The following is a 25718-nucleotide window of genomic DNA, read 5'->3' as shown; positions in this document are numbered from 1 at the left end:
TCATCCGATATAAGCTCCCGGCAGGCCCATCAGTTCAGGGAAGGCTTCGAGAGGACGATCGCCGCGGACTTCGAGGCGTGGCAGAGCGAAGAGATTATCGGAAAATGTGGCTTTTGCCGGTCGTGTCGTGAAGCCGATCCCGTAGCCGGCAAGCGCCAGAATGCCCGGGACCCTGAAGTCCGTCGAGCCATAGGGCAGTGCGATCGATTCCGCGGAGCTGCCCAGTCGGCTTTGCAGCGCATTGCGCGATCGCATGGCTTCGGCCAGCAGGGCTTCGTTATCAATCGCACTGGCTGGTGTGTGGGATGCGAGGTGGGAGCCGAAGCTGATGCCCTTTTGGTGCAACTCCTGAATATGCGACCACGCCATCAGCGGTGCAGGCTCTCCATAGGCAGAATCCCAATCTGATCGACCGCCGACTTTATCGGTCACGACGAATACGTCAGCGCTGAAATCATTCTCGGCAAGGATCGGGAAGGCGTCCTCCAGGAAATCCGAGTAGGCATCGTCAAAAGTCAGCATGACGGGCCGGCCCTGGATCGGCTTGCCGCTGCGCAGAAACCCCGCCAGGGTCTGTGCCGTCACCGTGTAAAAGCCCTGTCGCCGAAGGAACTGCATCTGCTTGCGGAAGATCTCCGGCGGCGTGCGGAAGCGCTGGAGTGCCGCGGGTCCTTCCTCTGCGATCCTGTGATACATGAGGACGGGAACCGAGGTGGTGACCTCCGTTGTCCATGCCGCCCCACGCTCAGTACCAGCCGGCCCCCAGATAATGTGCTTTGCCACATCCGCGTCCAGCGGAGTTCCATGCCGCTCGACCCGCAGGACAGGATCTGCCACCGGGCCTTTCCTAAACCGGTGGATGGCGTAAAGTTCGGTGTCGATCGTCTCTTCCAGGGCCAGTTCAGGTTGTGCGGCTAACAGCTGTTTGATCGTCCCGACTCCGAAAGGATTGTCCCAGTCGAAACCGGTCCGATTGGGTTCGTCCCGGCGGATATGTGCGTGGGCAGTGATCAGGTAGCCATTCGGCTTCACCGCTGCGGCCATCTTCTGACAGACCGCCCCAAGCATCTCCTCGTCTTTCATGTAGTAAAGGACTTCGGAGCAGATAACGAGGTCCTGTTCTGGCGGAACATCGCTCTTGACGAAGTCGAGCACGCGAAGCCCGACGTTGCGATGGTCGCGGCACCGCTCGACAGCTCTGTCGATTGCCCGCTGGGAAATATCCGTGGCCGTCACCTGGCCGACCTTTCGCGCCAGCTTCTCGGTAAAAATCCCCTCAGCGCAGGCGAGCTCGAGAGCCTTCTCGATCCCTTCCGGGATCAGGCTCAACGTCTGCGCATATTTAACCTGCTCGTAGACGGAGACGTAGTTCCATGGATCCGGGCGTTCAAAGATATGCTCCCAGTAATCTTCCTCCGACCGAATGGGTTCACCCCCCTTTTTTTCGTCGGGCCGCGACCGGGTGGGATTTCGGAACCGCGGAGCCAGACCGCGTTGGAGATTTTGTAGCATGTCGGACAGTCGGGCGTCGTTGTCTTGTTTGTCGCTTGGCACGCAGGCAAGAAGAGCCTTGCGTCCGATACGCACCAAAATTCGTTCGAGACGTCCTCGCCGTTGGCCATTCCGGATGATGAGCCCGCCGAAGGCTCTGTAGCCGCGTAAAGCCTCCCTAGTCCACGAACTGATATAGACGAGGGTGGGGGGCATCTGCAGATGTTCTTCTGCCTGCATCTCATGCATGATCAGCCTGATCTGCGCCCGGATCGAAAGATCGCCCCAGAATGGCCCGACAAAGGAGCCGACATGTTGTCCGCCGGACAAGGCGTGCATGATGAGTGTGTCGGCTGGTTCGGCCTTGGGGATTCGCGAAAGCGTTTCGAGCGCGACACTGACCACCTGGACATTGCCAAGGGCGAATGACCGCAAAGGGTTTGCGGCGGATATGTGCCAAGAAGCGGCCTCAATGATCTTGCGCGCAGTGCCAGGCAGGGAATGTTTCTGAATCAGTTGGATGAGCAAAAGGACCGTCGGCCGCCATTTATCGAGCACATCAATGAGATCGTCGGCCCGATCAGTAGAGAGCCCGGTCTGCAAGCCATGCAGGATTACACCGGCAAGAAAGTTTTCGTAGCCCGCGGCGTCCGGCAGCTCAGGCAGAAGCGCTGCAAGGGCTGCAATATCCAAAGTCGGATCGCACTTGGCCGCGACGACCCAGGCTAGCATGCGCAGTTGGCTGACGGGGGGCGTGATCCAACCTGTCTCCGGCCCCTCGGCCGACAAGCCTTGCTGCATCTGCAGCTCTTGCGCCTTCGTTGTCACGCGAATGGCGTCACGCACCATTTTGGTTGGATCGCCGGAGAGCGAGTCCGCCTTCATGCTATAGAAAGCGAGGCACTTGTCGACACGGCGAAATTCTGCGCCCGCAAAGGCCATGCGAAGCCAAAGATCCCAGTCCTCGCAGGTCTGCAAGGTCTCATCCATGCCTCCCAAAAACTCAAAAAGGCTTCTGGGAAAGACAACCGTATGGATGGCGAGTGCACAAAAGGAGGAGAACTCACGCTTGGCAATGTCTCCCGTCATGATGGGAGGTTGTTCTACCTGCATAAGCCTGCCGTCCGGGGCGACGCGGCGGAAGGCGCAATAGGCGATGGCTGCTGGAGATGAATTCTCCGCCACCGGCTGCATGTTTTCGATGAAGGTCGGATCCAGCCAGTCGTCGGCATCCAGCATGCAGAGCAGGGGTGCGGCTGCCAGTCTTGCGGCGTGGTTTCGCGCCGCCGCTGCGCCGGCATTCGGCTGACGGGCGAGGCGAATGCGGCTATCCGTTCTTGCGATGCCTTCAAGCACCTCCCAGGTGCGGTCGGTCGAACCGTCATCGACTACGACAGCCTGCCAGTTCGTTCGCGACTGCTGCTGCAGGCTGGCAAGACATTCGGCAAGCGTATCGGCTGCATTATAGGCGGGGATGAGGAATGAAATGTCAGGCGTCGCGGCGATTACCATGCGGGCCTCTTCCATCGCCGCAGAACGTAGAGAGCGCCGTTTACGCTTCCGAACATCTCCTGCTTCAGGAAAACGTCGTGCGACGTCGTGCCTTTGCGAAGCCGTCTTCGGAGCCTTCCGGCGTAATATTTCGGAAACGAGAGCAGGATGCGCCGCAGATTGGCGTGATTTCCGGTGTTCTGATACTGGACCAGCAGGGCTGCGACATGGCCACTCATATATTGGTAGATCTGTTTGGCGAGCCCCTTCATATCCTTGCGATGAAAGTGCCAGGCTACCGCCGTCGGCTCGTAGCGGCAGACATGGCCATGATGGAGGAGCCGGTTCCAGTATTCGGAATCCCCTGAGCATCCGGCAGCGCCCATGTCCAGGCGGACATCGAACAGGCCGATCTCGTCGAAGACCTTGCGGCGGATGGCCTGACTTGCGCCGGCTCCTATCGTCCAGACCGGAGCGCCGTAACGTGCATCCCTGGTATAGAAGTCCTGATTGAAATCCTGCCGCAGATAGCCTCTGCCGAAACTCCAATGCTTTTCGAAGATAAACTGTGCGGGCGTTGCAAGTTCTCCGGGAAGGACCAACCCGGTTACGCAGGCGATTTCCGGCAGATCGAACCCCTTCATCAGGTTCTCCAGCCACCGCTCATGGAGGACTACGTCATCGTCCGTAAACGCGACGAATTCGGTTCTTGCCGCACGAACCGCCGCATTGCGCGCATAATCCAGCCCGACCCGATCTTCCCGAACATAGGTTGCGCCCGATTCCTCTACCACGCCACGCGTTGCCTCGCCTGCAGATGCATTATCCACCACGATGATCTCGACGGGGCTGAGCGACTGTTGGGGGATCGAGGCCAGGCAACGGCGTAGTTCCTCCGGCCGGTCCTTTGTGCAAATCAGAATGCTGACGTCGCGGTTTCGCACAGGGGTTTGCGCGACTTGACGCGCATGCTCGAGCGTCTCAGGTCGCACGACACGCTCGGCGAGTGCCGCCGCCGTCTCGGGCCTTTCGATATAGGCTTGTCCGACGGGAAGACCATCCGACAGAAAGACCACGAGCCCATCGGAGATCGGGGGCGAAACGGCATCGAGACGAGAGGAGGCGAGATCGAGATAGTGAATCGGTACGGGAAAACTCATATCCTTCAGATCGGACGGAATTGGTTCTCGCATCATCACTCTCTCAATCGCACCGTGAACATACGCCGCGCGCATCCAAGACGCGAGTCTCGAAAGCCGACATGGTTTATTCCGCGGCGTGCCTCATTTGTTCCCTGAACCAGTCGAGAGTCATTGCCACGCCCTGTTCGTAGGTGATTTTGCACGACCATTCGGGCATGACATAGTGGGCATTGGTCAAGTCCGGCCGTCTGTTCGTGGGGTCCTGCGGCGGTGACGGCTCGAAGACGATCGGCAGGCCGCCAACGAGCCTGGAGACATATTGCGCGACCTCGAGAACCGAAATCTCGCGATCATTGCCGACGTTCAGAGGCCCCTTATAGTCGGTTTCATTCATCCAGAAATACCGCGCGAAACCATCGACAACGTCATCGACATAGCCCCAGCTGCGAGACTGAAGGCCGTCGCCGAACACGGTAATCGGGCGGCCCGAGAGCGCCTGGGTGATGAAGTTGGAGACCGCGCGACCATCGTCGGAACGTGTCCGCGGGCCATAGATGTTGAAGGGACGAACGATCTTGACGTCGAGCCCCTGGGTGCGCTGCATCTCGAACAGCAGTGACTCCGTGCACCTTTTGCTCTCGTCGTAGGATGAGCGCGGTCCGGTGCAGTCGACCTGGCCTTTGTAGGATTCCGGCTGCGGCGACACCAGAGGGTCGCCATAGACTTCGGATGAGGAGGTAAAACAGAAACGTCCGCCCTTCTTCAGCACATCGAGAAGCCGGAACGCCCCGAGAAGGTTCGCGGAAATCGTCCTCTTCGGCTCCTTCATGTACCACGGCGGCGATGCGGGGGACGCAAGGTGATAGATTTCGTCGAATTTATCCGAGGTCTGCAGCGTCTCGACATCAGATTTCACGAAGTGGAAACGGGGGTCCCGGATGTGCGCGATATTTTCGAAAAGCCCGGTCCAGAGGTTGTCAACAACGACCAGCTTCTGAATGTCCGTCCTCAGCAAAAGTCGATCACACAAGTGCGATCCGATGAACCCAGCCCCGCCAGAAATCAATACGCTTTTCATTGCTTCGTGCCTCGTGACTTGAGATTAAGCTACTTGCTTATTAGCATCGCCTGTAATGCATGACAATTATTTAGAAGAGTTCTAAGAAATACTCGCTTGTTGATGTTAATTGTTAAAAGTACCTACTTTAAGGTGTTTCTGCCGATGCCGCGCTCGATAACGAGCAGCCGGGCCGGACCGGATGCTACAGCCGATCGTCGCGCGATCATCACGACCTGCACGATCTCGACCATCCGTTCCATGAGACGGTCACCATTTGCGGTTCGATCGAAGGAATCGGCATGGTATCGAGAACCTCTCCGACGAGTTCGGGATCCAGAGAGCTGAGGTTGCCTGTGAGAACGGGCATCCCGAATGTGCGCAATATTTTCGAAAGGTCCGGCGCAAAGATTGTCAACAACAACCAGTTTCTGGATATCATTTTCTAAGTAGAAGGCGTTACATAAATGCGATCCAATGAAGTCGATCCAGTTTCTCACATCTTCTCGCCTCGTTACTTGAGAATATATTATTGTTATTACAGTGATCGAAGGTTTTGTATGGGCACGAAGTCCGGGGTGGGTCGGACTTTGGTCTGAGTTTGCGCGCGGAAACGGGCGGCATCGTAGTTCGACCATCCAAACCACGGCGCCCGCGCGCCTTTTCAGGCGGGCAAAGGATAGCGTAACATTTTGCCGGGTTTATGCGTCCGGAAGTGTCGTCGCCTGTTCCAACGGAAATACGAACGCATTGGCGTACACGTCTGCATGCTTGTCGCGCAGGCGGTGATACGACCAGCGCGAACCGGATAAGCCATATTTCGAAAGAGTTCATTCGTCGGGAGAAGGAAACTGGAGTAGAATAAGGAAGGCCGGAGGAGTGTTCCCGTCGACCGAAGGATCCGCTAAGCGTGGCTTTCGTCACCTCGCTGGAGAGGATGACCATGGGAGACGATCATGCCGAGCGGCGGCTGGTTGCAATTCTCGCCGTCGATATCGTTGGTTATTCAAGACTTATCGAGGATGACGAGGCCGGTACGCTGGCCGCGATGAGGGCATTGCGCTCCGACGTCTTCGACCCACTGCTCGCGGAATATCACGGACGCACAGTGAAGCTCATGGGCGATGGCGCGATCGTGGAATTTGGCTCCGTCGTGGATGCTGTCCTATGTGCCGTTGCCCTGCAAAAGCAGGTTGCGGCACGCCAGGCGGATATCCTGCCCCAACACCGGCTTCTCTTCCGCATGGGCGTCAATCTAGGCGACGTCGTCGTAGAGGGCGATGATTTGCTGGGCGATGGGGTAAACGTCGCTGCTCGCCTGGAGCAGATCTGTGAGTCCGGAGGGCTTTTTGTATCCGGCACTGCTTTCGATCATTTGCAAGGCAAGCTCGAACTGCCGCTTGAATTTATTGGCGAGCAGCATGTCAAAAACATCGTACGCCCCGTACGCACCTACCGCGTGCTGTTCGATGGAAACGCTCCTCGTTGGCAGTTCAAAATCCGGCGTCTCCGCAGTTGGGGACCGCTCGCGGCGGTGGCTCTGGGTCTGGTGGCTGCCTTCGGTGCATTGTGGCTAAGTCCGTGGACGACCAGTGTGGAAACGGCATCGATCGCTCGCATGGCACTCCCGCTGCCTGACAAGCCGTCAATTGCCGTCCTGCCGTTCGACAACCTAAGTTCCGATCCGGAACAGGCCTATTTCGCCGACGGCATGACGGAAGATCTGATCACAGACCTTTCGAAGCTGTCCAGCATCTTTGTTATCGCTCGAAACTCCACCTTCGCCTACAAGGGCAAGCCCATCAAAGTTCAGCAGGTGGCCGAGGAACTCGGGGTCCGTTATATCCTGGAAGGCAGCGTGCGCCGCCAGGGGAACCAGGTCCGCATCAACGCACAGCTCATAGACGCGCTCGGCGGCCATCATCTATGGGCTGACCGCTATAACGGCGCGATGAGCGACATTTTTACGCTTCAGGATAAGGTCATCGGCGAGATCGTGTCTGCGCTCACCGTCAAGTTCACAATGGCGGAGCGATCTCAGTCCGAGCAGGCGGAGACGAATAGCCCGCAGGCTTACGATGCTTTGCTGCAAGGCTGGGATCACCTGCGCCACGACGGCGAGGATGAAACCCTCAAGGCAATTCCCTTTTTCGAAAGGGCGATCGAGCTCGACCCCGATTACAGCCGCGCTCATGCGGCGCTCGCTTCAGCGAATTGGAGGATTGCCGTTTCCAATTGGGAGGCCGCCAACCTTGGCTTCGAGAGGGCGATGGAACGTGTGGATCGGCACCTGGCTCTTGCGATTCGAAAGCCCAATTCGCTTGCCTATGCGATCTCCGCTGAGGTGCTGGCAAGGCAGGGCCGGTATGCTGACGCCTTCGCCAAAATCAGTCGTGCCATGGAACTCGATTCCAATGATCCCGAAAATCACCTCAGCAAAGCACGAATTTTGAACGCAACGGCCCAGGCTGCGGAAGCCGAACGCGAAGTGCAACGAGCCATGCGTGTCGATCCGCAATATCCGCCGAGCTATCTCAGGGTTCTTGCGATTTCACAGTTCCACCAGGAGAAATATGAGGAGGCGGTGAAGAACCTCGAACTGCTGGTGATCCGGCAATCAGACGTCAGTGAAGACTACGCCACGCTGGTGTCGAGCTTCGGCCACCTCGGGCGGACGGACGGCGTTCAGGAAAACATCGAAAAATACAACGCGCTCGCGGTTCCCGCCGGCTACTCGCCGCTGACGGTGCAGGAACTGGGATGGTACTGGTACGGCGACATTTTCAACTACGATACGACCTATCGCGAGCGCCTGAAGGAGGGCTTGCGCAAAGCCGGAGTGCCGGAGGGAGCGGGCACAGATATTTCCTATGACGAATACGCTCGCCTGATCGGCAAAAGCAACGGGGAATACAATATCAAGGGAGCCACTGAAATAGACGCCCCGACGGCCAAGCGGCTGCACGACCGCGGCGTCAAGCTCGTCGATGTGCGCACCGCTCTGAGCTTTGGTCGCGGGCATGCGCCTGGAGCCATCAACCTATCGGTCGTAGAGGTTTTGGCAAAGGACACGCTGTCGAAGGCCGTGAGCAGGGAGGAGGAAGTGATTTTCTCATGCCACGGCAAATATTGCGGCGATTCCGCCTACGCATCGGCGAAAGCCTTGGTATGGGGGTTTAAGAATGTCTACCACTTTGCCGGTGGTTTTCCCGCGTGGGAGGATGCTCACTACCCCATAGAGACCGCTCCGGGACAATAAGCGGATACCGTGCCTGAAGTCGCATGTCGTAAGAGGTGCTGCGCATCAAGCTCTGATGATTGATGTCAGCCCTCCGGGGGCGACGCAAGCCGGCTCGCATCGAACAGGTCTGTGGCGGCGAGCGGAATGATATCCTCACCTGATGTTGCGACATTCGCCTCCCGATGAACCGTGCGGGGGGAAACGCGAGGCGCGTTCAATCCCATCACCTCGCCGGGAGAATGCAGCGCCCATTTCATCAGCGCCGCGTCGGACGTCGATCCGAAGAAACTTGCTTCTTCCCAGGAAGCGGTCATCGGCAGGGAGGCGATCATATCGGCGCCCTGCCTGGAGGCCTGGTGTGCAACAGGGCGGGGCTCGAAGCGGGCATAGGCCGGCAATGCAGACGCCGGTTTATCCGGAAGGACATCAATTGGGCCGATCGACGCAGTCTCCAGTTTGTCATCCACATCAGCGTCGTGCTTAAGGGCGGGAGGCCGCATCGCCGGTATCGGAATCGGCAAAGATGAAACATCCCCAGCGGACCGCTTGTCATCCCGCTGGGCGGCGTCGGTCTGCAGCGCGAGCGCATTCACCGCTCGGCTTCGGGGCGTGGGTAGCAGCGCCGTCACGAGTTTATTGTCTGTGGTATCGCCGCTCGACCTGGTCGATGCGCCCACCTCTTCGTCTTCTCCAGCGGTGCTGGCGATCTGGATCGAGGTGGGGCCGCCGCGCTTCTTGTAGTTCGCAATCGCCTGATTGTATCCCGGCAGCGGCCGGCCATCGGCCGGGAGATGCATCGTCTGCCCATTCGGGAATATTCGAGCGAGTTCTTGCCGGGACATGCGGGGCCATGCCCTAACGTTACCGACGTCGAGATGCACGAAGGGCGATCCCGAGGTCGGATAATATCCAACACCGCCGCCCTGCATCTGCATTGCAAGCGCCCGCAGCGTCGAAAGCTTCACGCCGGGAACATAGAAATCCATCGCCTTGCCCAGCATGTGCTGGCTCTTCTTGGCGACGCCCGTGCTGCGCGAGCGGTTGCGGAGCATGTTGTTGGTGGTGGGCGAACGATAGGCGGAGACGATGTGGATGTAGTCCTTGCCGCCGCTGCGCTTGTACACCTCCCAGACCAGGTCGAGCAGCCTGGGGTCCATCCGGGTCGGCTCGTTCCTTCGCCAATCGCGCAGAAACCGATTGATCTGGGCGAGGCCCTTTGGATCGAACTTTCCGTCCCGCTTGTAGGTAATCGTGGCCCTCTCGCCCGTATGGGTAAAGAACAGCTTCAGGGCGCGATCTTCCGCCGAGGCAAATGATGCAGAACCGACAAGTGCCGGCAGCGCAAACAGAGCCGGCAGAATAGTCTTCGCGACGAACCGTTCCGCACGCGACAGGAGCGTGGCAATTCGGCCCAAGGCTCCGCCCGATAATCCTTGCACTGGATACTTCAACACGAACAATTCCGTCCTACACCAAACACTCGACGGTGTGCGGGGATCTCCGCATCCATCACGCTCAGTAAAGCCAGCTTATGGTCAATAAATTGCTAACGAGCGGATGTGGAAGGTTGGTGAGTTGAGGATGCGGGCCACCACCCGAGGCGAATTGCGCCCCTGCGCCCATTCATCGGAGCCAAGCACAAATCCGCTTCCACGAGCGTGACGTACTGATGACCAATTGCGGCCGCATCTGCATGTACCGCAAGAAGATCAATATCTTCACAGTCATGGCCGGCCAGAGGCTCGACATCGAGGAGGTCGATGACGGCGTTTGGCTCGTCAGCTTCATGCGCTATGATCTCGGATATATCGATCTGGAGCAGACGACTTTGCAAACCATCGACAACCCGTTCGGCACAAGGTTGTCACCCATGTCTTGGGGACGTTCTGTTACCTATGTCTCCGGTATGTACAGGCAGATTTCCGGAACGATGCGGCGGACTCGGATACCCGTCAATTAAGTCACCATTGCTCGCCCAGGCGACGCCCTGTAGTCTCGTCGTCTCACCGACAGGTCGTTAGTGAAACGCATCGATTCCATGGCAATTCTCTTCAAAACAACAATCAGCGAAAACACCGCATTCGAGATGATCGAACGGTCACTGTCAGGCGTTTATCAATATGACGGTTACCTCAATGTCGTTAGCGATGCGGGCGAGACGGCATTGTCTTGGGGTCCGGCAATGGATGCCGAAGAGTTCAAGGCAGAGGTCAGGCAAATCCTACGGCAGACTTGGGATGCTGCCCGCTTCTGGGTCATCTATGAGCGCCGCGAAGACCGGAAGGATCCAGAAGGGACTGACATCCGCAACGCGGCTTTCCGCCTGACGCGCGGATACAGCGGCGTTATGGTTGTCACGCTCAGTCTCCTTGGGAAGCGCGACAGCGCCAATGACCTGGAGCTCCTCTTCGTCTGCTTCGAGCAGGATTTTCACAGGAGGAATTTTCGCGTGCGCTACGAGGGTAAGCCGTTACCAAACCAGGATTGATCTTGCTCGAAGACGTGTTGCGCGCGCGACCGTTCTACGTTCGATTTGAAGGCGAGGGCAGGGGCAGGAGAACTGGGCGACCATCGCTTCGCTCATGGAGACCTGCAAACTCAATGCCGTCGATCCGCCGACCTATCTGACCGCCACGCTCACTGCCATCGTCAATGGTCACAAGCAGAGCCGTATCGATGAGCTATTGCCGTGGAACTGTCCGGTTGAAGAGCCGACCACGGGCTGGTCAAATCCTGGCGGTCTGGGCGTTCAAATTCGCGAGGAAGCCGAGGAAATGACAGACTTCGACTTTGACGACGGCCTGCTTAAGATGCGATGGAACTGGCAACACCATCGCACGCAAGATGCTCCGACAGATTACCTATGCCCATGATCAATCGGGAGATTGGCCGCCCGCGAACCGTCGGTGCCGAGGGTTAAGGGGGATTCCCGAAAAAGAGTTTGAAAAGGGTGCTCCGGATCAGGGGCAGACACCCTTTTCGTGCTGAGTTTTGCAGTCTCAGCGGAACGGAAATTAGCAGAGAATGCTGTCTACCATCGGACCGAAGTCCGACTCACTCGCAATAATTCGTCGATGTCAGTGCCAAGGTGACACCATCAATCAATCCGTCCCTCGATCCGTTTGCATGCCCTGCTGACGATCGTCCAAGAGTAGAGCCGGAAGAGCCATTGAACAATTGGCCGGGAGCTTCGCGCTGATAGACAGGCAACAAAAAAGGCCGGGGCGAAACCGCACCGACCTTCTCGACATCGCTCTCCACACCAGTGCCAGTACATCCGTGGTCAAAAGCAGATAAGCGACTTCGGCAGTCGCGAACACTCACGTGGAGCGCTCACCAGCAACGCCGATGAATTGTAGATAGCCGATGATAGTGTCGATTTCAAGAGCGGGAAGAGGACGCGACGATCTTCTAGCCGGCATCACCCGAAACGACGCCGGGGAAAGGCGGTGCGAAGCGCGTTTGCCAGATCAAGTCATCGTGCGACGTTCGCGTGGCCCCGAGCACGGTAGGCGCCACCCAAGCTCAGTTCGCGGAAAAGTCGATCTGGACTGGAACAGCTCTAATGCAGCACTGCAAGCTTCGCCTGCCTCTTCACAAGGCCTTCGACGGTACCAACAAGCCTCGCGGCCCGCCGCTGGACGTGGCCATCGACGTCCTATCACTCCGGCAATCCCGTTCCCAACAGGCCCTGTCTGAATTTCTCAGTCTGTTCGGCAGTTTCGACAACGATCCCTCGCGCCAAAAACTCCCCGATCGTCAGATCTGGATGATTTTCGCGAACGCTTTTGGCAAGTGCGGCAGCTTCCTGGGAGCGGCCCGCCATAGACAAGCAGGCGATCATTCGGGTGCTGGTATACTTTCCGGGGTTCGGTAGCTGCTTTAGCGCCGCTAGGGCCTGCTCGTAGTCGCCCTTAAAATAGAGAAGATTACCCAAAACTGCGTGATACCAGTGAGGCGGGTAGGGGTTGAGCCGCATCCCTTCTTCGACCAAGGGAAGCGCTTCGTCCATACGGTTTCGCCTTGCCAGAAGTCCGCCGAGCTGGACCAATGCATGGGCGTCACTGGAATTGAGCTTATATGCCAGGCGGAATTCTCTCTCGGAGTTGTCAAAATCCTTCAAGTAAAGGTGAGCGAGCCCGAGTACACGATGGGCGCCAGCCTCTCCCTCGTCTAACTTTACGGCATGACGAGCGAGGGCGATCCCGTCGCGAAGTACAGCCGCCGGCGCGTTGGAATAGCCGCCGACCGCTATCCTCGCCAATGCAAGATGAGAGTGTGCCAGTGCAAAGCCTCCGTCGCCCGCAACCGCTGCTTCGAACATCTCCACTGCCTTGACGTTGTCATCCGGCTCGTAGCCTCTGAGATGCACGAGCCCTCGCAGATAATATTCGTAAGCAGCGAGGCTGGTCGGCGGCCGCCGGATGGACTCTCGATAATCACAGCTTTCGATTTGGCCCGCGAGATTTGCGACAATCATTTTCACGATCTCGTCCTGGATGCTGAAGATATCTGCCGCTTGCCGCTGATATTTCTCAGACCAGACCAACCGCTCCGTGTCGGCTTGGATCATCCGTACCGTGATCCGAACCTCGTCTCCCGACCGACGCATGTTGCCTGTTACGAGATAGTTGGCGGCGAGCTTGCGCCCAACTTCCTTTAAACCCTCCGAGCGATCACGGAACGCAAACGCTGAGGATACCGCAATCACCGACAGGCTCCTGAATCTTGCCAGACCGGAGATGATGTCCTCAGTAAAGCCGTCGACGAGGAACTCGTTCGCTGCTTCATCTGCGCTTTGGAAGGGAAGGACGGCGACGACGGTTCGAATTGACTGCTCTATTGTGGGAGTGCGAGGCCAATACCATGCACGCACCGGCCTGGAAATATTTTTCAGATGTAGCAGTCCTCCATCTACAAACAGCCGCTGCAATTCCTCTGGAAGGATGTCGTGCGTTGTTTCTGAGATGCAGATGCCATCCGGTAACGCGTGTTGTTCGAGGCGCGCCGCAACATTCACGCCGTCGCCGAACACATCGTCCTGAGTGATCATGACCTCGGCGTAGTTTATACCAATTCGAATTCGAAGAGGATCGGTGCCACTGGCAGCTACAGCCTCGCTGGCCAGCAGATGCTGTACCTGCAACGCCGTCGAGATGGCGACGGCCGGGCTTTCGAATATCGAGAGTAGGCCATCACCCATAACTTTGATTGTCCGACCGCCACTCTTGAGGATTCGAGGCTTGAGGATCTCTTCTTGCAAGCGACTCACGCTTGCCAGGGCTCCTTCTTCGTCGGCTTCCATCATGCGCGAATAACCGACAACGTCCGCCGTCAGGATGGCCATCAGTCGTCTGGTGGTGGGCGAAGAGGACATCTGTGACAAATCCCGAGTAAACGGCAAGTGCTTCGAATGGAATGTACAGTCTTACGGCACTGATGTCATGCAGCGGGAGGGATAACGCTCCGCAACCCAGCATTGGTTGACCTGCCATTTACGCCGCCTTGGGGGGAAGATGTTGCTCTGCTGCCCTTAAAAGGCTCAGGCGCAGAGCTATCGCGGAAAAAATACCAAACCTCTGCCCGTAGGCGCAAACCTACGCGGGCTTACTAGGCGCATTTTATGGCTAGGGGCAGTCTTCAAAACGGTGGCGCACCCGACAGGATTCGAACCTGTGACCTTTGGAATCGGAATCCAACACTCTATCCAGCTGAGCTACGGGTGCATGCCGAAGGCGGTTTGAATCGCCTGTCCGATGGGTGGTTCTTAGCCTAGCTTGCGGCTGGCTTCAATCGCGAAATTCTCAGAAATACGGGTGCTTGTGGTTTCCAGGGTGTTTTTATCCGTCAGCCTGGGGAACGCTACATAAAAAAACTCCGCCGGCCTTGCGGGCGGCGGAGCGGGGTTGTCGCGCACTGTCGCCTAGCGGCGGTCAGATCTGCATGGCGCCGGGGCCGGGGATTGCCTTAGGCGGCACCTTGCCGAGGATGATCATGCCGAGGACTTCGTCCTTGGTCACGTCCTCGGTGCGGGCGTGGCCGACGACCTGGCCGTTCTTCATCACCGAGACGCGGTCGGCGAGGTCGAAGACGTCGTGGATGTCGTGGCTGATGAGGAAGATGCCGATGCCTTCCTTCTTCAGCTGCTTGATCAGCTCGCCGACCTGCGCCGTCTCCTGGGGGCCAAGGGCCGCCGTCGGCTCGTCCATGATCAGGATGCGGGCGTTGAAGAGGATCGCACGGGCGATCGCCACCGATTGCCGCTGGCCGCCCGAAAGCGCCTTCACCGGCTCTTTGAAGCGCTTGAAGTTGGGGTTGAGCCGCCCCATCACCTCGCGGGCCGAGGCTTCCATCGCGACGTCGTCGAGCGTGCCCCAGCGGGTCTTCAGCTCGCGGCCGAGATAGAGGTTGGCTGCGGCGTCGACATTGTCGGCAACGGCGAGCGTCTGGTAGATCGTCTCGATCCCGTATTTCTTGGCATCGCGCGGATTGCGGATGTCGGCCGGTTCGCCGTTGATCAGGATCTCGCCGCCATCGCGCTTGTAGGCGCCGGAGAGGATCTTGATGAGCGTCGACTTGCCGGCGCCGTTGTGGCCGAGCAATGCGACGACTTCGCCGGGGTAGAGATCGACCGAGGCATTGTCCACGGCGTGAATGCCGCCGAAGGAGATCGAGATGTTTTTCAGTTCCACGAGGGGAGTGCGTTGATCAGCCATGTCTAGGGCTCCTCTCACTTGGCACGGGCGCGGTAGACGGTGTCGAGCCAGACCGCCACGACAAGGACGGTGCCGACGACGACGCTCTGGAGCGGCGTATCGACATGCGCAAGCACCATGCCCGATTGCAGCGACTGCATGACGAGCGCACCGAGCATGGCGCCGGCGATGGTGCCGGTGCCGCCTGCCAGCGACGTTCCGCCGATGACGGCGGCGGCGATGGTGTAGAGCTCGTCGAGCGTACCCTGCGAGTTGGTTGCGGCGTTGAGGCGGGCGGTGGAAATCGCGGCCGCGATAGCGGCCAAAATGCCCATCAGCGCGAAGATGCGCACGGTGACCCAGCGGGTCTTGATGCCGGCGAGCTCGGCCGCTTCGGGGTTGCCGCCGATTGCGAAGACATAGCGGCCGAAGCGCAGCCTTGTCGCGATGAAGGTCATGATGATGCCGACGACGATGGCGATCAACACCGGAACGGCGATGCCGTAGGGGATATCCAGGCCGGTTTCGGGCCAGGGAATATTGTTGGTCTCGGCATATTTCTTGGCGATGTTGATCGGCCAGTAATAGCTGTTGGCGATCCAGACCGCACCGAGGATGAGCACGCAGCTCAGGACGGCGAGGAAATATTCAGCCCACATCGGCCGGCGCGGGAAACCGAAGCGCCGGCGCTGCCGGCGTGAGCCGACGATGCTGGCGATAACGAAGAGGCAGGCGCAGATGCCGACGATCCAGCTCCAGGTGGCGCCGATCGAGCCTTCGGCGCCGCCGCCCATGATGCGGAAGGTCTGGTCCATCGGGGCAACCGTCTGACCGCTGGTGACGAGCCAAGTGGCGCCGCGCCAGACGAGCAGGCCGCCGAGCGTGACGATGAAGGAGGGAACGTTGAGGAAGGCGATGATGATGCCCTGGAAGGCGCCGATCAGGCAGCCTGCCGCCAATCCGACCAGCAGCGTGATCGCCCAGGTGAAGGGGCTATCGAAGCCGATATATTCCGGCAGGATCTTGGCCTGCGTCACGCCCATGATCATGCCGCAGAGGCCGAGCACGGAGCCGACCGACAGGTCGATGTTTCGGGTGACGATGATCAGCACCATGCCCGTCGTCATGACGGCGATATCGGTCGTCTGGACCGAGAGGTTCCAGAGATTGCGCGGGGTCAGGAAGAGGCCGCCGGTGATGATGTGGAAACCGATCCAGATGATGATCAGCGCGCCGATCATGCCGAGCAGACGTGTGTCGATCTCGGTGGCGCGGAAGAAGCGGGTCACCGGACTGGCTTCCGCCGCTCGCGGTCCGCTTGATGTTGTGGATTTTACCATTTCGGCCATGGGTTTGCCGTTCCCCCACTTTGTTTGGACGGATGCGCCAGCGCGCTAGAGGCTGCCATCGGCGTCATGCGTCTGTTCTTCAACTCACCATCGCGATGCTTCCGGAAGCCGGTCGCGTGGCGTCGCGACACCCTTCCGGCAGGGAATGAAAACCCGCGATGGTGCGGCGAAGCGGAGAAAACTTCGTCGTTGGAGTTCTCATCCGCATCCGGCGCCGCAGCGGTGTTCCGCTGCGGCGCCGGCAATTTCAGTTACAAGCCCATGGCTTACTTGCAGGCAGCGACGCTGTCGGCCTTGACGCCCTGGCACGCTTCCGCCTTGGAGATCCAGCCGGCGTCGATGACGACGTTCAGATTGTCCTTGGTGATCGCAAGCGGCTTCAGGAAGACCGACTGCATTTCAACGCCCTTCGGGCCGCCCTTGAAAGCCTGGGCGCCGTCGATCTTGCTCATGTCCTTGCCGCCGGCGAGGTCGAGAGCGATTTCAGCGGCGCGCTGGCCGAGTTCGCGGCTGTCCTTCCAGACGGAAACCGTCTGCGTGCCGAGAGCGATGCGGTTGAGGGCTGCCTTGTCACCGTCCTGGCCGGAAACCGGAACGGAGCCGGCCAGACCCTGCGCGTCGAGCGCCGCGATGGCGCCGCCGGCAGTGCCGTCGTTGGAAGCGACGACGGCGTCAACCTTGTTGTTGTTGGCGGTCAGGAACTGCTCCATGTTGCGCTGAGCGTTCTCCGGCAGCCAGCCGTCGGTATAAGCTTCGCCGACGTTCTTGATCTTGCCGGCGTCGATAGCGGCCTTCAGCACTTCCTGCTGGCCCGAGAACAGGAAGTCTGCGTTCGGATCGGAAGACGAGCCCTTGATGAAGACGTAATTGCCTTCCGGCTTGGCCTTGAAAACGCCTTCAGCCTGCAGGCGGCCGACTTCCTTGTTGTCGAAGGTGATGTAGAAGGCAGCCGGGTTTTCGATCAGGCGGTCATAGCCGACGACGGGGATGCCTTCAGCGGCGGCCTTTTCGATGGCCGGGCCGATCGCATCGGAGTCCTGGGCGAGAATGATCAGCGCGTTGGCGCCCTGCGAGATCAGCGATTCGACGTCGGTCAGCTGCTTTGCGGCAGAAGACTGCGCGTCAGCGGAAATATACTTGGCGCCCTTGGCTTCGAGAGCCTTCTTGATGGCGGCTTCGTCCGTCTTCCAGCGTTCTTCCTGGAAATTCGACCAGGAAACACCGACGACCAGATCGGCAGCCATGGCAGCGGTATGCACGGAAACGAGGATGGCAGCACCCGCCATCAATTTCAAAATAGACTTCATAATGTCCTCCCGAGTGGATTGCGACCGGCCCAGCCCATGCTTCCTCCGGCCACCGCGAATAGCTGTCGAGAAAGGTTCGGATTTTTTTCTCGACAGTCGAGAAATTTAGTGTCAGAGATTTTTTCAACTGTCAACACTGCACTGCCAGCTTAATTTCCTTGCGAAACAGCGGCTGGAGATGCAGTGGAAACCACGGGAAGAGCAAGCAGGAGGAGAGGGCGGCATTCATGCTGACCAAGTCGAGCACGGAGCTGGTCCGGCAGAGAAACAGCGTGCTCGTGCTGTCCGTGCTGCGTCGCCACGGTGCGCTCGCGCATACCGAAATATCCGATTCCACCGGGCTGTCATCGGCCACCATCTCGGCGATCACCACTGAGCTGGAAAAAGCCCAGGTCATCGAAAAATCGGAACAGCAGCCGGCAAGCGGCCGCGGCCGGCCGCGCGTGCTGCTGCGCCAGCGGCGCGATTGCGGCTATCTCATCGTCGTCATCATCTCCTCGGATGCGGTGCAATATTCGCTGGTCGATTATGCCGGCAAGCTGATCGACCGCTTCAGCGAGGAACGTTCCCATGATCCTGCGGGTGCCGTCCGCTTTGTCGCGGCGGTGCGGGCCGGGCTTTTGCGGATTCTCGATCGCTCGAAGATCAGCCAAGAAAAGGTGCTGCTGATCTCGATCAGCAGCAAGGGGCTGGTCAATTCCACCGAGCCGGTTCTCGTCTGGTCGCCGATCTTCGGCAGCGAGCAGATCGATTTCGAATCAGCACTCCGGCCGGAATGGCAGGCCAAGGTGATCCTCGACAACGAGACGCTGCTGGTCGCGGCAGCGCTCGGCGCGCGTGAGGAGATCTTGAAGGGCGCCGATTTCCGCTCGCTCGCCGCCCTTTCGCTCGGCCATAGCGTCGGGCTCGGCATCGTCAGGCGCGGGAACCAGACGGGCCAGGAAATATCGGCACCCAATTTCGGGCACATGCTGCACATGGCCAATGGCGGGCTCTGCCGCTGCGGCACACGTGGCTGCATCGAGGCCTATGCCGGTTTCTACGCGATCCTGCGCAGTGCCTTCGAAGTGCCGCTCGATACGATCCCGGCAAAGTTCGTGCCGGTGGCGGAACTGGACAAGATCGCCGCAAAGGCGCGCCAGGGCCACCGCGTCCCCGCCTTTGCCTTCCGCCAGGCGGGGCTGGCGCTCGGCAACGGGCTGTCGCGCATGCTGAGCCTGACGGAGCGCATGCCGATCGCCATCACCGGGCCGGGCACGCGTTATTACGACCTGCTTCGGCAAGGGATCGAAGAGGGTCTCGGCCAATCGCATATCGTGCGCATGGAGGGCATGCCCGAGATCAGGGTGGTGGCCGACGAGCAGATTCTCGTCTTCGAAGGACATCTGAACCGGGCGCTGTCGGTGATCGACGAGGATATCGTTCTGTCGGGCGTTCAGGGAATCCAGGCATCGGCGATTATTCAGGAATCGGGGTGAGGGTTTCTTTCAACCGACGTGTGGTGATTGCAGCAGCAACGGGCCAGTCGGTAGTATGCGGTAGTATGCGACTTTGAGGGGTGTGCCGTGCCAGCCCCCTCTGGCCTGCCGGCCATCTCCCCCACAGGTGGGGAGATCACAAGTGGCTAAACCTTACCGCCCGTCTAGCGTTTCGTCGTGCTGTGATGCCTGTTGTCGGGCGAGCGCGCGCCCAGCCAATCTCCCCACCTGTGGGGGAGATGGCCGGCAGGCCAGAGGGGGGCGTCGCAGCACGCCGTTCACCAAAAGATCTCTGAAACGCGAAATGGCCGGGCAAGCGCCCGGCCATCTCATGCATGGCTTCCGGTCCGGAGAGGGCCGTCAGCCGATCTTGATGAGCTTGCCTTCCTTGACGGACTGGACCGCGGCATCGGCGAGTGCCAGCGCTGCGAGACCATCGGCGCCTGATGGAGAGATCTTCGAGCCCTTCTCGATCGCCGAAATGAAGCTGGCGATCTCGTTGGCATAGGCTTCGGTGTAGCGGGTCATGAAGAAATCATGCAGCGGCGGGCGGGTATAGCCGTCGCCGTTGGCGACTTCGATCGAAACAGGACGCTGGTTCTCGGCCGAGACGAGGCCCTTGGAGCCGTGTGCCTCGATACGCTGGTCATAGCCATAGGTGGCGCGGCGGGAGTTGGAGATGATCGCCTGCTTGCCGGATGCGGTCTGCAGGATCACCGAAACGCTGTCGTAGTCGCCAGCTTCGCCAATCGCCTTGTCGACGAGAACAGCAGCGGTCGCGAAAACCGACACCGGTTCTTCGCCGAGCAGGAAGCGGGCCATGTCGAAATCGTGAATCGTCATGTCGCGGAAGATACCGCCCGACCGCTTGATATAGTCGACCGGCGGGGCGCCGGGATCGCGCGAGGTGATCGTCACCATCTCGACATCGCCGATCTTGCCTTCGTCGATGACCTTGCGGACAGCCATGAAATGCGGGTCGAAGCGGCGGTTGAAGCCGACCATCAGCTTGGCGCCGGTCTCTTCCACCACCTTGATGCAGGCCTTGACGCGGGCGACGTCGAGATCGATCGGCTTTTCGCAGAAGATCGCCTTGCCGGCGCGGGCGAAGCGCTCGATCAGGTCGGCATGGGTATCCGTCGGCGTGCAGATGACGACGGCGTCGATATCCTTGGCGGCTTCGATCGCCTCGATGGTGCGGACCTCGCAGCCATAGGCGGAGGCGATGGCTTCAGCTGCCTGCGGAAAGGCGTCGGCGACCGCGACGAGCTTTGCATTGGCGTCGCTGCTGACAGCCTTCGCATGAACCTTGCCGATGCGGCCGGCGCCAAGAAGACCAAATCTCACTGTCATTCCAACCTCCCTTGAATTCGGAACAAATAAACCGAATTGTCAAATTTCTGGAATTTTCATTCCACCTTCTCTGCGTCGCGTCAAGGCCTCGGATCTTTCACATTTGCAAGATTCGAACCAGAGCATTTCCGGCTCGGATTGAAGCGTTCTGCTGGAGCCGGCTTCTCGAACATTCGATACCGTTTGAGCCAACAGAATACTTTAATCTGGCCAGGAAAGGCTTTAGAGACAAGCGCGGCACAGGCCGAGGGCAGTGCGACATATCCGACCGCGGGGTAAAGATGCAGCTGATCGATCCGAACCATCCGGCATACCGGCGCCTTTGGGTGCGAGTTGCCATCGTTGCCGTCTGCTTCGGCTGGGCCGTGGTCGAGTTCGTCACCGGCGATCCGTTCTGGGGCGTGCTCGCGGGCGGGGCGGGCGCCTATTCCTTCTATATATTGTTCTGGACCTTCAAGCCGCAGCCACCAGCCACCGAGCCGGCCGCGCAGCCTGACGCCGAGGAAGAAGAAGGGCCTGCGGCGACCGCTGAAAAGCCTTCCAAGGACGGGCAGGCGGAATAATCAGCGGGCGATTCGCCGCAGCGCTTCGATCAGCAGATTGGCGAGCATCATCCGCTTCGTCGCATTGTCGAGGAAGGGCAGAGGCAATACCGTGGGGGGTGCTGGCCGGCGGTGTGGGTGTGCCTTCACCGGACACGGCGGCAGTAGTCACACCCGATGACGCGGGCGGGGACGAGCGGCAGTAGACGAAGAGAAGAGGGCCGAATAATCGAAGCGTGGCGCGATCTTTCCGATGCGCGCCACGCTTGACGTTTTTGTTTGATACGATCGCAAAACCGACGCACGGCTTCGCGTGCAGCCAGCCCGATCTCCGGCGCATTCCCGTCCTGTCAGAGTGACAGTTCCTTGGCTTTCGCGTCGATCTTTTCGCAGGCATCCCCGAATGGATCGTGCATCGGGACCAGCGGCGAAACGCCGAGCAGGAGAAGCGCTTTCAAATGTGACCAGCCACCTCCCAGCAACGGCGCAAAAGATGTCATCACGATGCGTTCCTTGCCATAGAGGCGCTCGTACTCTGGAAAATTGCAGAAGTTCTCGTGATTGCTGTTCTTCAGATGGAAGGACTCGGCCTCAGCACCTTCGGCAAGGATAGCTTCGTGCGTATCGAGCATGACGGCATAGTAATCGATCGATACGTCGGCGGCGGGAGTGACCGATGCAATCGTCTTGCCGTTCACGAGGTCCTTCACCTGGATCAGAATGCCGTTCAGGTGCAGCGCATGGCCAGGCGACAGATAGAGATCCGAATGAGGTGTGTGCCCGTCCAGTGCGTGGCGGGAAACCCGGATCGGCACGACGTCCTTCTGCCAGCGCGCGCCGCTCTTCTTGAAACTTTGGCGGCCGACCCACTTTACCGGACGGGTGCTACCGTCAGGAAGGGCAATGCGATCGCCGATGCGCAGATCCTCGACAGGCTTCTCACCGCAATCCGTGAGGATCGCCGTTCCCCGCAGGAAACATTGTGGGCCGCTCCCGCTGCCGCCACCGCCACTGGAGCCACCACTTCCGCCTGAGCCACCGCCCCCGCCAGAGCCGCCGTTTCCACCGGTGCCGCCCCGTCCCCAAAGCCGCCCCAGCGCGTTGGCCGGAGAGGTGGTAATTGCTGTGGCCAAGGCGGCCACGCCGGCAAGACGAGCTCCGGCGGCTGCGGCTACACCTAGAAAATGTCTGCGCGCAGTATTGCGTGGTAGCTTCGGATCTTCCGTAGATGACATGTCGGCGCTCTCCTGAAAACATTTACACCGCCCTATGTTACACTGGGTTGTATCGCATTCAATTTCGCTAAATTGCGCTAGGTCCTACCGACAAGGGCGTAGGCATGGTCTACGGGGGTCCCGAAATACGCTATTGCCGGTAGTAAAAAGCAGCATATTTCTCTGCTACCCGAGCGCGAAAGAATCAGACTGAGCACCATGAGCACCGGTTGAAGCGCAGGAAAAACAGCCCATATAGAGCTCGCGAATCGAGCCGGAAACGGCGGCTCTTCCAAAGCCTCGGAATGTTTGCCTGCGTTCGCGAGAAAGCTTCAGCTGTGCGACAGGCGGCGCATCGCCTCGTCGATCAGCAGATTGGCGATCATCATGCGCCTGTTGGCATTGTCGCGGAAAGGCTCTGCGACGCCATCAGGATGATTGGCCTTGGCAAAGGCGCGCCGCTTCTCGTTCAGTGTCTGTTGGGTATCGGCGGCAACGATCGCCAGTTCTGCAGCGATCTCTTCCGGAGCGATGCGGGCGAGATGGTCCGGCATGACGGGCTCGGGTGGAGGCGCAGACGCCGGTTCCTCCGCGAGCGCGGCGGCGGGATCGAGATCCAGATTGTCGAAATAGGCCTGGCCGACGCGTTGTGAGGCGGCCGAGACACCTTCCATGACATCGAAGGCAAGCCCGGTCGCAAGGCCCGGCACCCGATGGGCCGCCGGCGCCTCGGCGCCTTCGTCCGTCTCGTCCTCCGCCTTCAGCCGCTCGAGGACTGATTGAAATACCGACTGCCCGAACAGCATCCCGCCTTCCTTGAGAGCATTTCCGCTTTTTCTTCGAACCACGGAAATGCTCTATCTCCTTGTTCACGCAATTCCGGACGCAAAACCGCTACACACTTTTGCTGGAATTGCTCGAGGCGTATTAAAAGAGAGCAAGATGGCGCAGGGCTTGCGGCTGTCGTCAGCCGGCCTGCTTGCGGCTCTCCTCGAGGATGATGTCGTAGAGCAGCCTTGCACTCGGCGGCAGCGCCCGTTCTCTGGCGGTGATCATGCTGTAGGGCTTGACGTTGATGTCGAAATCGATCGGCAGCATGCGCACATCGGAAGCCTTCGAGCCCTGGCTTGCAAGGAACTGCGCGACATCGACGGCGACGGGAGCGATCGCATCGGTTTCGCAGATGATGGCGCAGGTCAAAAGCAGCGAGGAGGTGTTGACGATGTTTTCGGGCAACGCCACGCCACGCGACAGGAAGACGTCCTCGATCGTGCGGCGCAGCAGCGTACCCGGCGGCTGGAACACCCAGTCGTAATCCCTGACCTCGGCGAGGCTGCTCGTCTTTTGCTTCATGAGCGGATGGCGGCTGCGCACGATCAGGCAAGCCCGTTCGATGCCGATCTCCTTCACCTCGAACAGGCGCGGATTGAGATCATCGGGAATGCGGCCGATGATGAAGTCATGGCGGGCGGCGAGCAGCTCGCGGGCAAGCACGTTGCTCGTCTCCACCTGGATGTTGATCTCAATGCCGGGATAGGCCTTGCGCACCTTGTTGATTGCCGGCACGACGAGGCTCATGGCCGGCGCCGTCACTGCGCCGATGAAGACCGAGCCGCCCTTGCCGCTTTTCAATTCACCGATCTCGCGGCTCGCCTCGCGCAGCTCCAGGAGGATCTTCCGAGCCCTTCGAGCAAGCGCTGCGCCGAAGGTCGTCAGCACCACGCCGCGGGCCACGCGCTCATAGAGCGACGTCTTGGTGATCGATTCCATTTCGGACAACATCCGCGACGCGGCAGGCTGCGAAATGTTCAGAACCTCGGCTGCGGCGGAAATCTGTCCGCTATCTTCGATTGCGACGATCATGCGCAGGTGATTCAGCTTAAGTCCTGCGCGTAACAGGCTGTCATCGCCGAAATTATCGCTGTGGATATCGACGTGATCCATCGAAAATGGCTCAGAAACAATCGTCATGGTTGCAGCCTCCTCACTGCGCTCCATCAAAAGTAATACTTTTTAACGATATACCAAAATTGTTATGCATATTACCACTTATTCTATTTGACAGTTATAGGAATCCATACCAGTTTGCCGCCGTGTGCTGGTTGGCACTCAACACGTGTGAGATCGTGGAGGAGACCTACTTCGTTTCTCACCATCTGAAGTAATTATCCAATACGGAACCTGCCACAGTTTCGGGGCGGGCGATTTTTCGTCCGCTGCTCTATTAACAAGGGAGAGAGAAATGAAATCCATTATCTCATTGATGGCTGCGGCTGCCTTCGGCGTCGCTTCGTTCGTTATGCCGGCAATGGCGCAGGACAAGGGGCTTGTCGGCATCGCGATGCCGACGAAGTCTTCGGCTCGCTGGATCGACGACGGCAACAACATCGTCAAGCAGCTCGAGGCCGCTGGCTACAAGACCGACCTGCAGTATGCTGACGACGATATTCCGAACCAGCTTTCGCAGATCGAAAACATGGTCACCAAGGGTGCCAAGGTTCTCGTCATCGCTTCGATCGACGGCACGACGCTTTCCGACGTTCTCCAGAAGGCTCATGACGCCAACATCAAGGTGATCGCATACGACCGCCTGATCCGCGACTCGGCCAACGTCGACTACTACGCCACCTTCGACAACTTCCAGGTCGGCGTTCTGCAGGCTGGCTCCATCGTCGACGCCCTCGGCGTCAAGGACGGCAAGGGCCCGTTCAACATCGAACTGTTCGGCGGTTCGCCGGACGACAACAACGCCTTCTTCTTCTATGACGGCGCAATGTCGGTTCTGCAGCCTTACATCGACAGCGGCAAGCTCGTCGTGAAGTCCGGCCAGACCGGCATGGACAAGGTCGGCACGCTGCGTTGGGACGCTGCAACGGCCCAGGCCCGCATGGACAACCTGCTCTCGGCGAACTACACCGACGCCAAGGTCAATGCCGTCCTGTCTCCCTATGACGGTCTGTCCATCGGCATAATCTCGTCGCTGAAGGGCGTCGGCTACGGTACTCCGGACCAGCCGCTCCCGGTTGTTTCCGGTCAGGACGCTGAAGTTCCGTCGGTCAAGTCGATCATTGCTGGCGAACAGCACTCGACGGTCTTCAAGGACACCCGCGAACTCGCCAAGGTCACCGTTGCCATGGTCGATGCCGTCATGTCCGGCAAGGAGCCCGAGGTCAACGACACGAAGACCTACGACAACGGCGTCAAGATCGTTCCGTCCTATCTGCTGAAGCCGGTTGCCGTCGACAAGACCAACTACAAGCAGATCCTCGTCGACGGCGGTTACTACACCGAAGACAAGCTGAAGTAATGAGAGGGACCGGAACCCGCGCTTGCGGGTTCCGGTCTTCGATTTTATGAT

General features: G+C 59.2%; 18 protein-coding genes, 1 tRNA gene and 1 pseudogene. 7 read left to right on the top strand and 13 right to left on the bottom strand.

Features of this window, described 5'->3' with window-relative positions; translation table 11 throughout:
* The 3 genes from HX898_RS15435 to HX898_RS15425 are packed head-to-tail and all read right to left on the bottom strand — an operon-like array spanning window position 1 to window position 5202.
* Window positions 1-3003 (bottom strand): trifunctional glycosyltransferase/class I SAM-dependent methyltransferase/polysaccharide deacetylase, encoded by a 3003-nt coding sequence (locus HX898_RS15435; RefSeq protein ID WP_180195033.1) that lies wholly within the window; start codon window positions 3001-3003, stop codon window positions 1-3.
* Entirely contained in the window at window positions 2997-4217 is a 1221-nt protein-coding gene (locus HX898_RS15430; RefSeq protein WP_180195032.1) for a glycosyltransferase, read from the bottom strand. The genes HX898_RS15435 and HX898_RS15430 overlap by 7 nt, the downstream gene beginning before the upstream one ends.
* A 31-nt stretch (window positions 4218-4248) precedes the next feature.
* Entirely contained in the window at window positions 4249-5202 is a 954-nt protein-coding gene (locus tag HX898_RS15425) for an NAD-dependent epimerase/dehydratase family protein (RefSeq protein ID WP_138330287.1), read from the bottom strand.
* Window positions 5203-6124: 922 nt separating this feature from the next.
* Between HX898_RS15425 and HX898_RS15420 the strand changes: the two genes are divergently transcribed.
* A complete protein-coding gene (locus tag HX898_RS15420; protein WP_180195175.1) occupies window positions 6125-8440 on the top strand; it encodes a rhodanese-like domain-containing protein in 2316 nt (771 codons plus the stop codon).
* 65 nt (window positions 8441-8505) lie between these two features.
* Here the strand turns inward: HX898_RS15420 and HX898_RS15415 are convergent, their stop codons facing one another.
* Window positions 8506-9882: a DUF882 domain-containing protein gene (locus HX898_RS15415; RefSeq protein WP_180195031.1), complete on the bottom strand. Its 1377-nt coding sequence runs from the start codon at window positions 9880-9882 to the stop codon at window positions 8506-8508.
* A 209-nt stretch (window positions 9883-10091) separates the two neighbouring features.
* Between HX898_RS15415 and HX898_RS15410 the strand changes: the two genes are divergently transcribed.
* The 3 genes and pseudogenes from HX898_RS15410 to HX898_RS15400 form a co-directional block, all read left to right on the top strand.
* The gene (locus HX898_RS15410; protein WP_246697922.1) at window positions 10092-10382 is read left to right on the top strand and encodes a hypothetical protein; all 291 of its coding nucleotides are present in this window, start codon (window positions 10092-10094) and stop codon (window positions 10380-10382) included.
* A gap of 78 nt (window positions 10383-10460) precedes the next feature.
* Window positions 10461-10910 (top strand): hypothetical protein, encoded by a 450-nt coding sequence (locus HX898_RS15405; RefSeq protein WP_180195174.1) that lies wholly within the window; start codon window positions 10461-10463, stop codon window positions 10908-10910.
* A 61-nt stretch (window positions 10911-10971) separates the two neighbouring features.
* Window positions 10972-11118, top strand: a pseudogene (locus HX898_RS15400) (transposase domain-containing protein); the annotation flags it as partial.
* A gap of 965 nt (window positions 11119-12083) precedes the next feature.
* On the opposite strand, the gene HX898_RS15395 reads toward HX898_RS15400, so the two are convergent.
* The 5 genes from HX898_RS15395 to xylF all read right to left on the bottom strand — a co-directional run bounded on the left by HX898_RS15395 (window position 12084) and on the right by xylF (window position 17773).
* On the bottom strand, window positions 12084-13769 hold the full coding sequence (locus HX898_RS15395; protein WP_246697921.1) for an adenylate/guanylate cyclase domain-containing protein: 1686 nt from the start codon (window positions 13767-13769) through the stop codon (window positions 12084-12086).
* Window positions 13770-14071: 302 nt separating this feature from the next.
* Window positions 14072-14148: transfer RNA gene (locus HX898_RS15390), tRNA-Arg, on the bottom strand.
* Between the two features lie 207 nt (window positions 14149-14355).
* The gene (locus HX898_RS15385; protein ID WP_003542059.1) at window positions 14356-15138 is read right to left on the bottom strand and encodes an ATP-binding cassette domain-containing protein; all 783 of its coding nucleotides are present in this window, start codon (window positions 15136-15138) and stop codon (window positions 14356-14358) included.
* A gap of 14 nt (window positions 15139-15152) precedes the next feature.
* Window positions 15153-16466 (bottom strand): sugar ABC transporter permease, encoded by a 1314-nt coding sequence (locus HX898_RS15380; protein WP_017989150.1) that lies wholly within the window; start codon window positions 16464-16466, stop codon window positions 15153-15155.
* A gap of 266 nt (window positions 16467-16732) precedes the next feature.
* Entirely contained in the window at window positions 16733-17773 is a 1041-nt protein-coding gene (xylF, locus tag HX898_RS15375; RefSeq protein WP_003542055.1) for a D-xylose ABC transporter substrate-binding protein, read from the bottom strand.
* 227 nt (window positions 17774-18000) lie between these two features.
* On the opposite strand from xylF, the gene HX898_RS15370 reads away from it, so the two are divergent.
* Window positions 18001-19251, top strand: a complete 1251-nt coding sequence (locus HX898_RS15370; protein ID WP_138386850.1) for an ROK family transcriptional regulator — start codon at window positions 18001-18003, stop codon at window positions 19249-19251.
* Between the two features lie 360 nt (window positions 19252-19611).
* Here the strand turns inward: HX898_RS15370 and iolG are convergent, their stop codons facing one another.
* Entirely contained in the window at window positions 19612-20604 is a 993-nt protein-coding gene (gene iolG / locus HX898_RS15365) for an inositol 2-dehydrogenase (protein ID WP_138330291.1), read from the bottom strand.
* Window positions 20605-20885: 281 nt separating this feature from the next.
* Here iolG and HX898_RS15360 point away from each other — a divergent pair, with 281 nt between their 5' ends.
* Window positions 20886-21167, top strand: a complete 282-nt coding sequence (locus tag HX898_RS15360; RefSeq protein ID WP_003542043.1) for a hypothetical protein — start codon at window positions 20886-20888, stop codon at window positions 21165-21167.
* Window positions 21168-21496: 329 nt separating this feature from the next.
* On the opposite strand, the gene HX898_RS15355 is transcribed toward HX898_RS15360, so the two are convergent.
* The 3 genes from HX898_RS15355 to HX898_RS15345 form a co-directional block, all read right to left on the bottom strand.
* The gene (locus tag HX898_RS15355; RefSeq protein ID WP_180195029.1) at window positions 21497-22381 is read right to left on the bottom strand and encodes a Hint domain-containing protein; all 885 of its coding nucleotides are present in this window, start codon (window positions 22379-22381) and stop codon (window positions 21497-21499) included.
* A 311-nt stretch (window positions 22382-22692) separates the two neighbouring features.
* Window positions 22693-23166 carry a hypothetical protein gene (locus HX898_RS15350; RefSeq protein WP_138386852.1) on the bottom strand — a complete coding sequence of 158 codons (474 nt, stop codon included), beginning with the start codon at window positions 23164-23166 and terminating at the stop codon, window positions 22693-22695.
* Between the two features lie 160 nt (window positions 23167-23326).
* Window positions 23327-24331 carry a LysR family transcriptional regulator gene (locus HX898_RS15345; protein ID WP_129421650.1) on the bottom strand — a complete coding sequence of 335 codons (1005 nt, stop codon included), beginning with the start codon at window positions 24329-24331 and terminating at the stop codon, window positions 23327-23329.
* Window positions 24332-24602: 271 nt separating this feature from the next.
* Here HX898_RS15345 and chvE point away from each other — a divergent pair, with 271 nt between their 5' ends.
* Complete coding sequence (gene chvE / locus HX898_RS15340) at window positions 24603-25667, top strand: multiple monosaccharide ABC transporter substrate-binding protein (RefSeq protein ID WP_029872335.1); 1065 nt, start codon at window positions 24603-24605, stop codon at window positions 25665-25667.
* Window positions 25668-25718: the final 51 nt, after the last annotated feature.

This window comes from Rhizobium sp. WYCCWR 11128 (genome assembly GCF_013416305.1).
GTDB classification, from domain to species: domain Bacteria; phylum Pseudomonadota; class Alphaproteobacteria; order Rhizobiales; family Rhizobiaceae; genus Rhizobium; species Rhizobium indicum.
Note: the sequence above shows the minus strand (reverse complement) of the source record. Positions and strands in the feature narration are given on the sequence as shown.

Excerpts from the sequence above, each read along its gene's own strand:
- chvE (WP_029872335.1), top strand. The coding sequence starts at position 24,603 with ATGAAATCCATTATCTCATTGATGGCTGCGGCTGCCTTCGGCGTCGCT.
- HX898_RS15435 (WP_180195033.1), bottom strand. The coding sequence starts at position 3,003 with ATGGTAATCGCCGCGACGCCTGACATTTCATTCCTCATCCCCGCCTAT.
- HX898_RS15395 (WP_246697921.1), bottom strand. The coding sequence starts at position 13,769 with ATGGCCATCCTGACGGCGGACGTTGTCGGTTATTCGCGCATGATGGAA.
- xylF (WP_003542055.1), bottom strand. The coding sequence starts at position 17,773 with ATGAAGTCTATTTTGAAATTGATGGCGGGTGCTGCCATCCTCGTTTCC.
- HX898_RS15380 (WP_017989150.1), bottom strand. The coding sequence starts at position 16,466 with ATGGCCGAAATGGTAAAATCCACAACATCAAGCGGACCGCGAGCGGCG.
- HX898_RS15345 (WP_129421650.1), bottom strand. The coding sequence starts at position 24,331 with ATGACGATTGTTTCTGAGCCATTTTCGATGGATCACGTCGATATCCAC.
- HX898_RS15405 (WP_180195174.1), top strand. The coding sequence starts at position 10,461 with ATGGCAATTCTCTTCAAAACAACAATCAGCGAAAACACCGCATTCGAG.
- HX898_RS15430 (WP_180195032.1), bottom strand. The coding sequence starts at position 4,217 with ATGCGCGCGGCGTATGTTCACGGTGCGATTGAGAGAGTGATGATGCGA.
- HX898_RS15370 (WP_138386850.1), top strand. The coding sequence starts at position 18,001 with ATGCTGACCAAGTCGAGCACGGAGCTGGTCCGGCAGAGAAACAGCGTG.
- iolG (WP_138330291.1), bottom strand. The coding sequence starts at position 20,604 with ATGACAGTGAGATTTGGTCTTCTTGGCGCCGGCCGCATCGGCAAGGTT.
- HX898_RS15425 (WP_138330287.1), bottom strand. The coding sequence starts at position 5,202 with ATGAAAAGCGTATTGATTTCTGGCGGGGCTGGGTTCATCGGATCGCAC.
- HX898_RS15410 (WP_246697922.1), top strand. The coding sequence starts at position 10,092 with ATGACCAATTGCGGCCGCATCTGCATGTACCGCAAGAAGATCAATATC.
- HX898_RS15420 (WP_180195175.1), top strand. The coding sequence starts at position 6,125 with ATGGGAGACGATCATGCCGAGCGGCGGCTGGTTGCAATTCTCGCCGTC.
- HX898_RS15360 (WP_003542043.1), top strand. The coding sequence starts at position 20,886 with ATGCAGCTGATCGATCCGAACCATCCGGCATACCGGCGCCTTTGGGTG.
- HX898_RS15350 (WP_138386852.1), bottom strand. The coding sequence starts at position 23,166 with ATGCTGTTCGGGCAGTCGGTATTTCAATCAGTCCTCGAGCGGCTGAAG.
- HX898_RS15385 (WP_003542059.1), bottom strand. The coding sequence starts at position 15,138 with ATGGCTGATCAACGCACTCCCCTCGTGGAACTGAAAAACATCTCGATC.
- HX898_RS15355 (WP_180195029.1), bottom strand. The coding sequence starts at position 22,381 with ATGTCATCTACGGAAGATCCGAAGCTACCACGCAATACTGCGCGCAGA.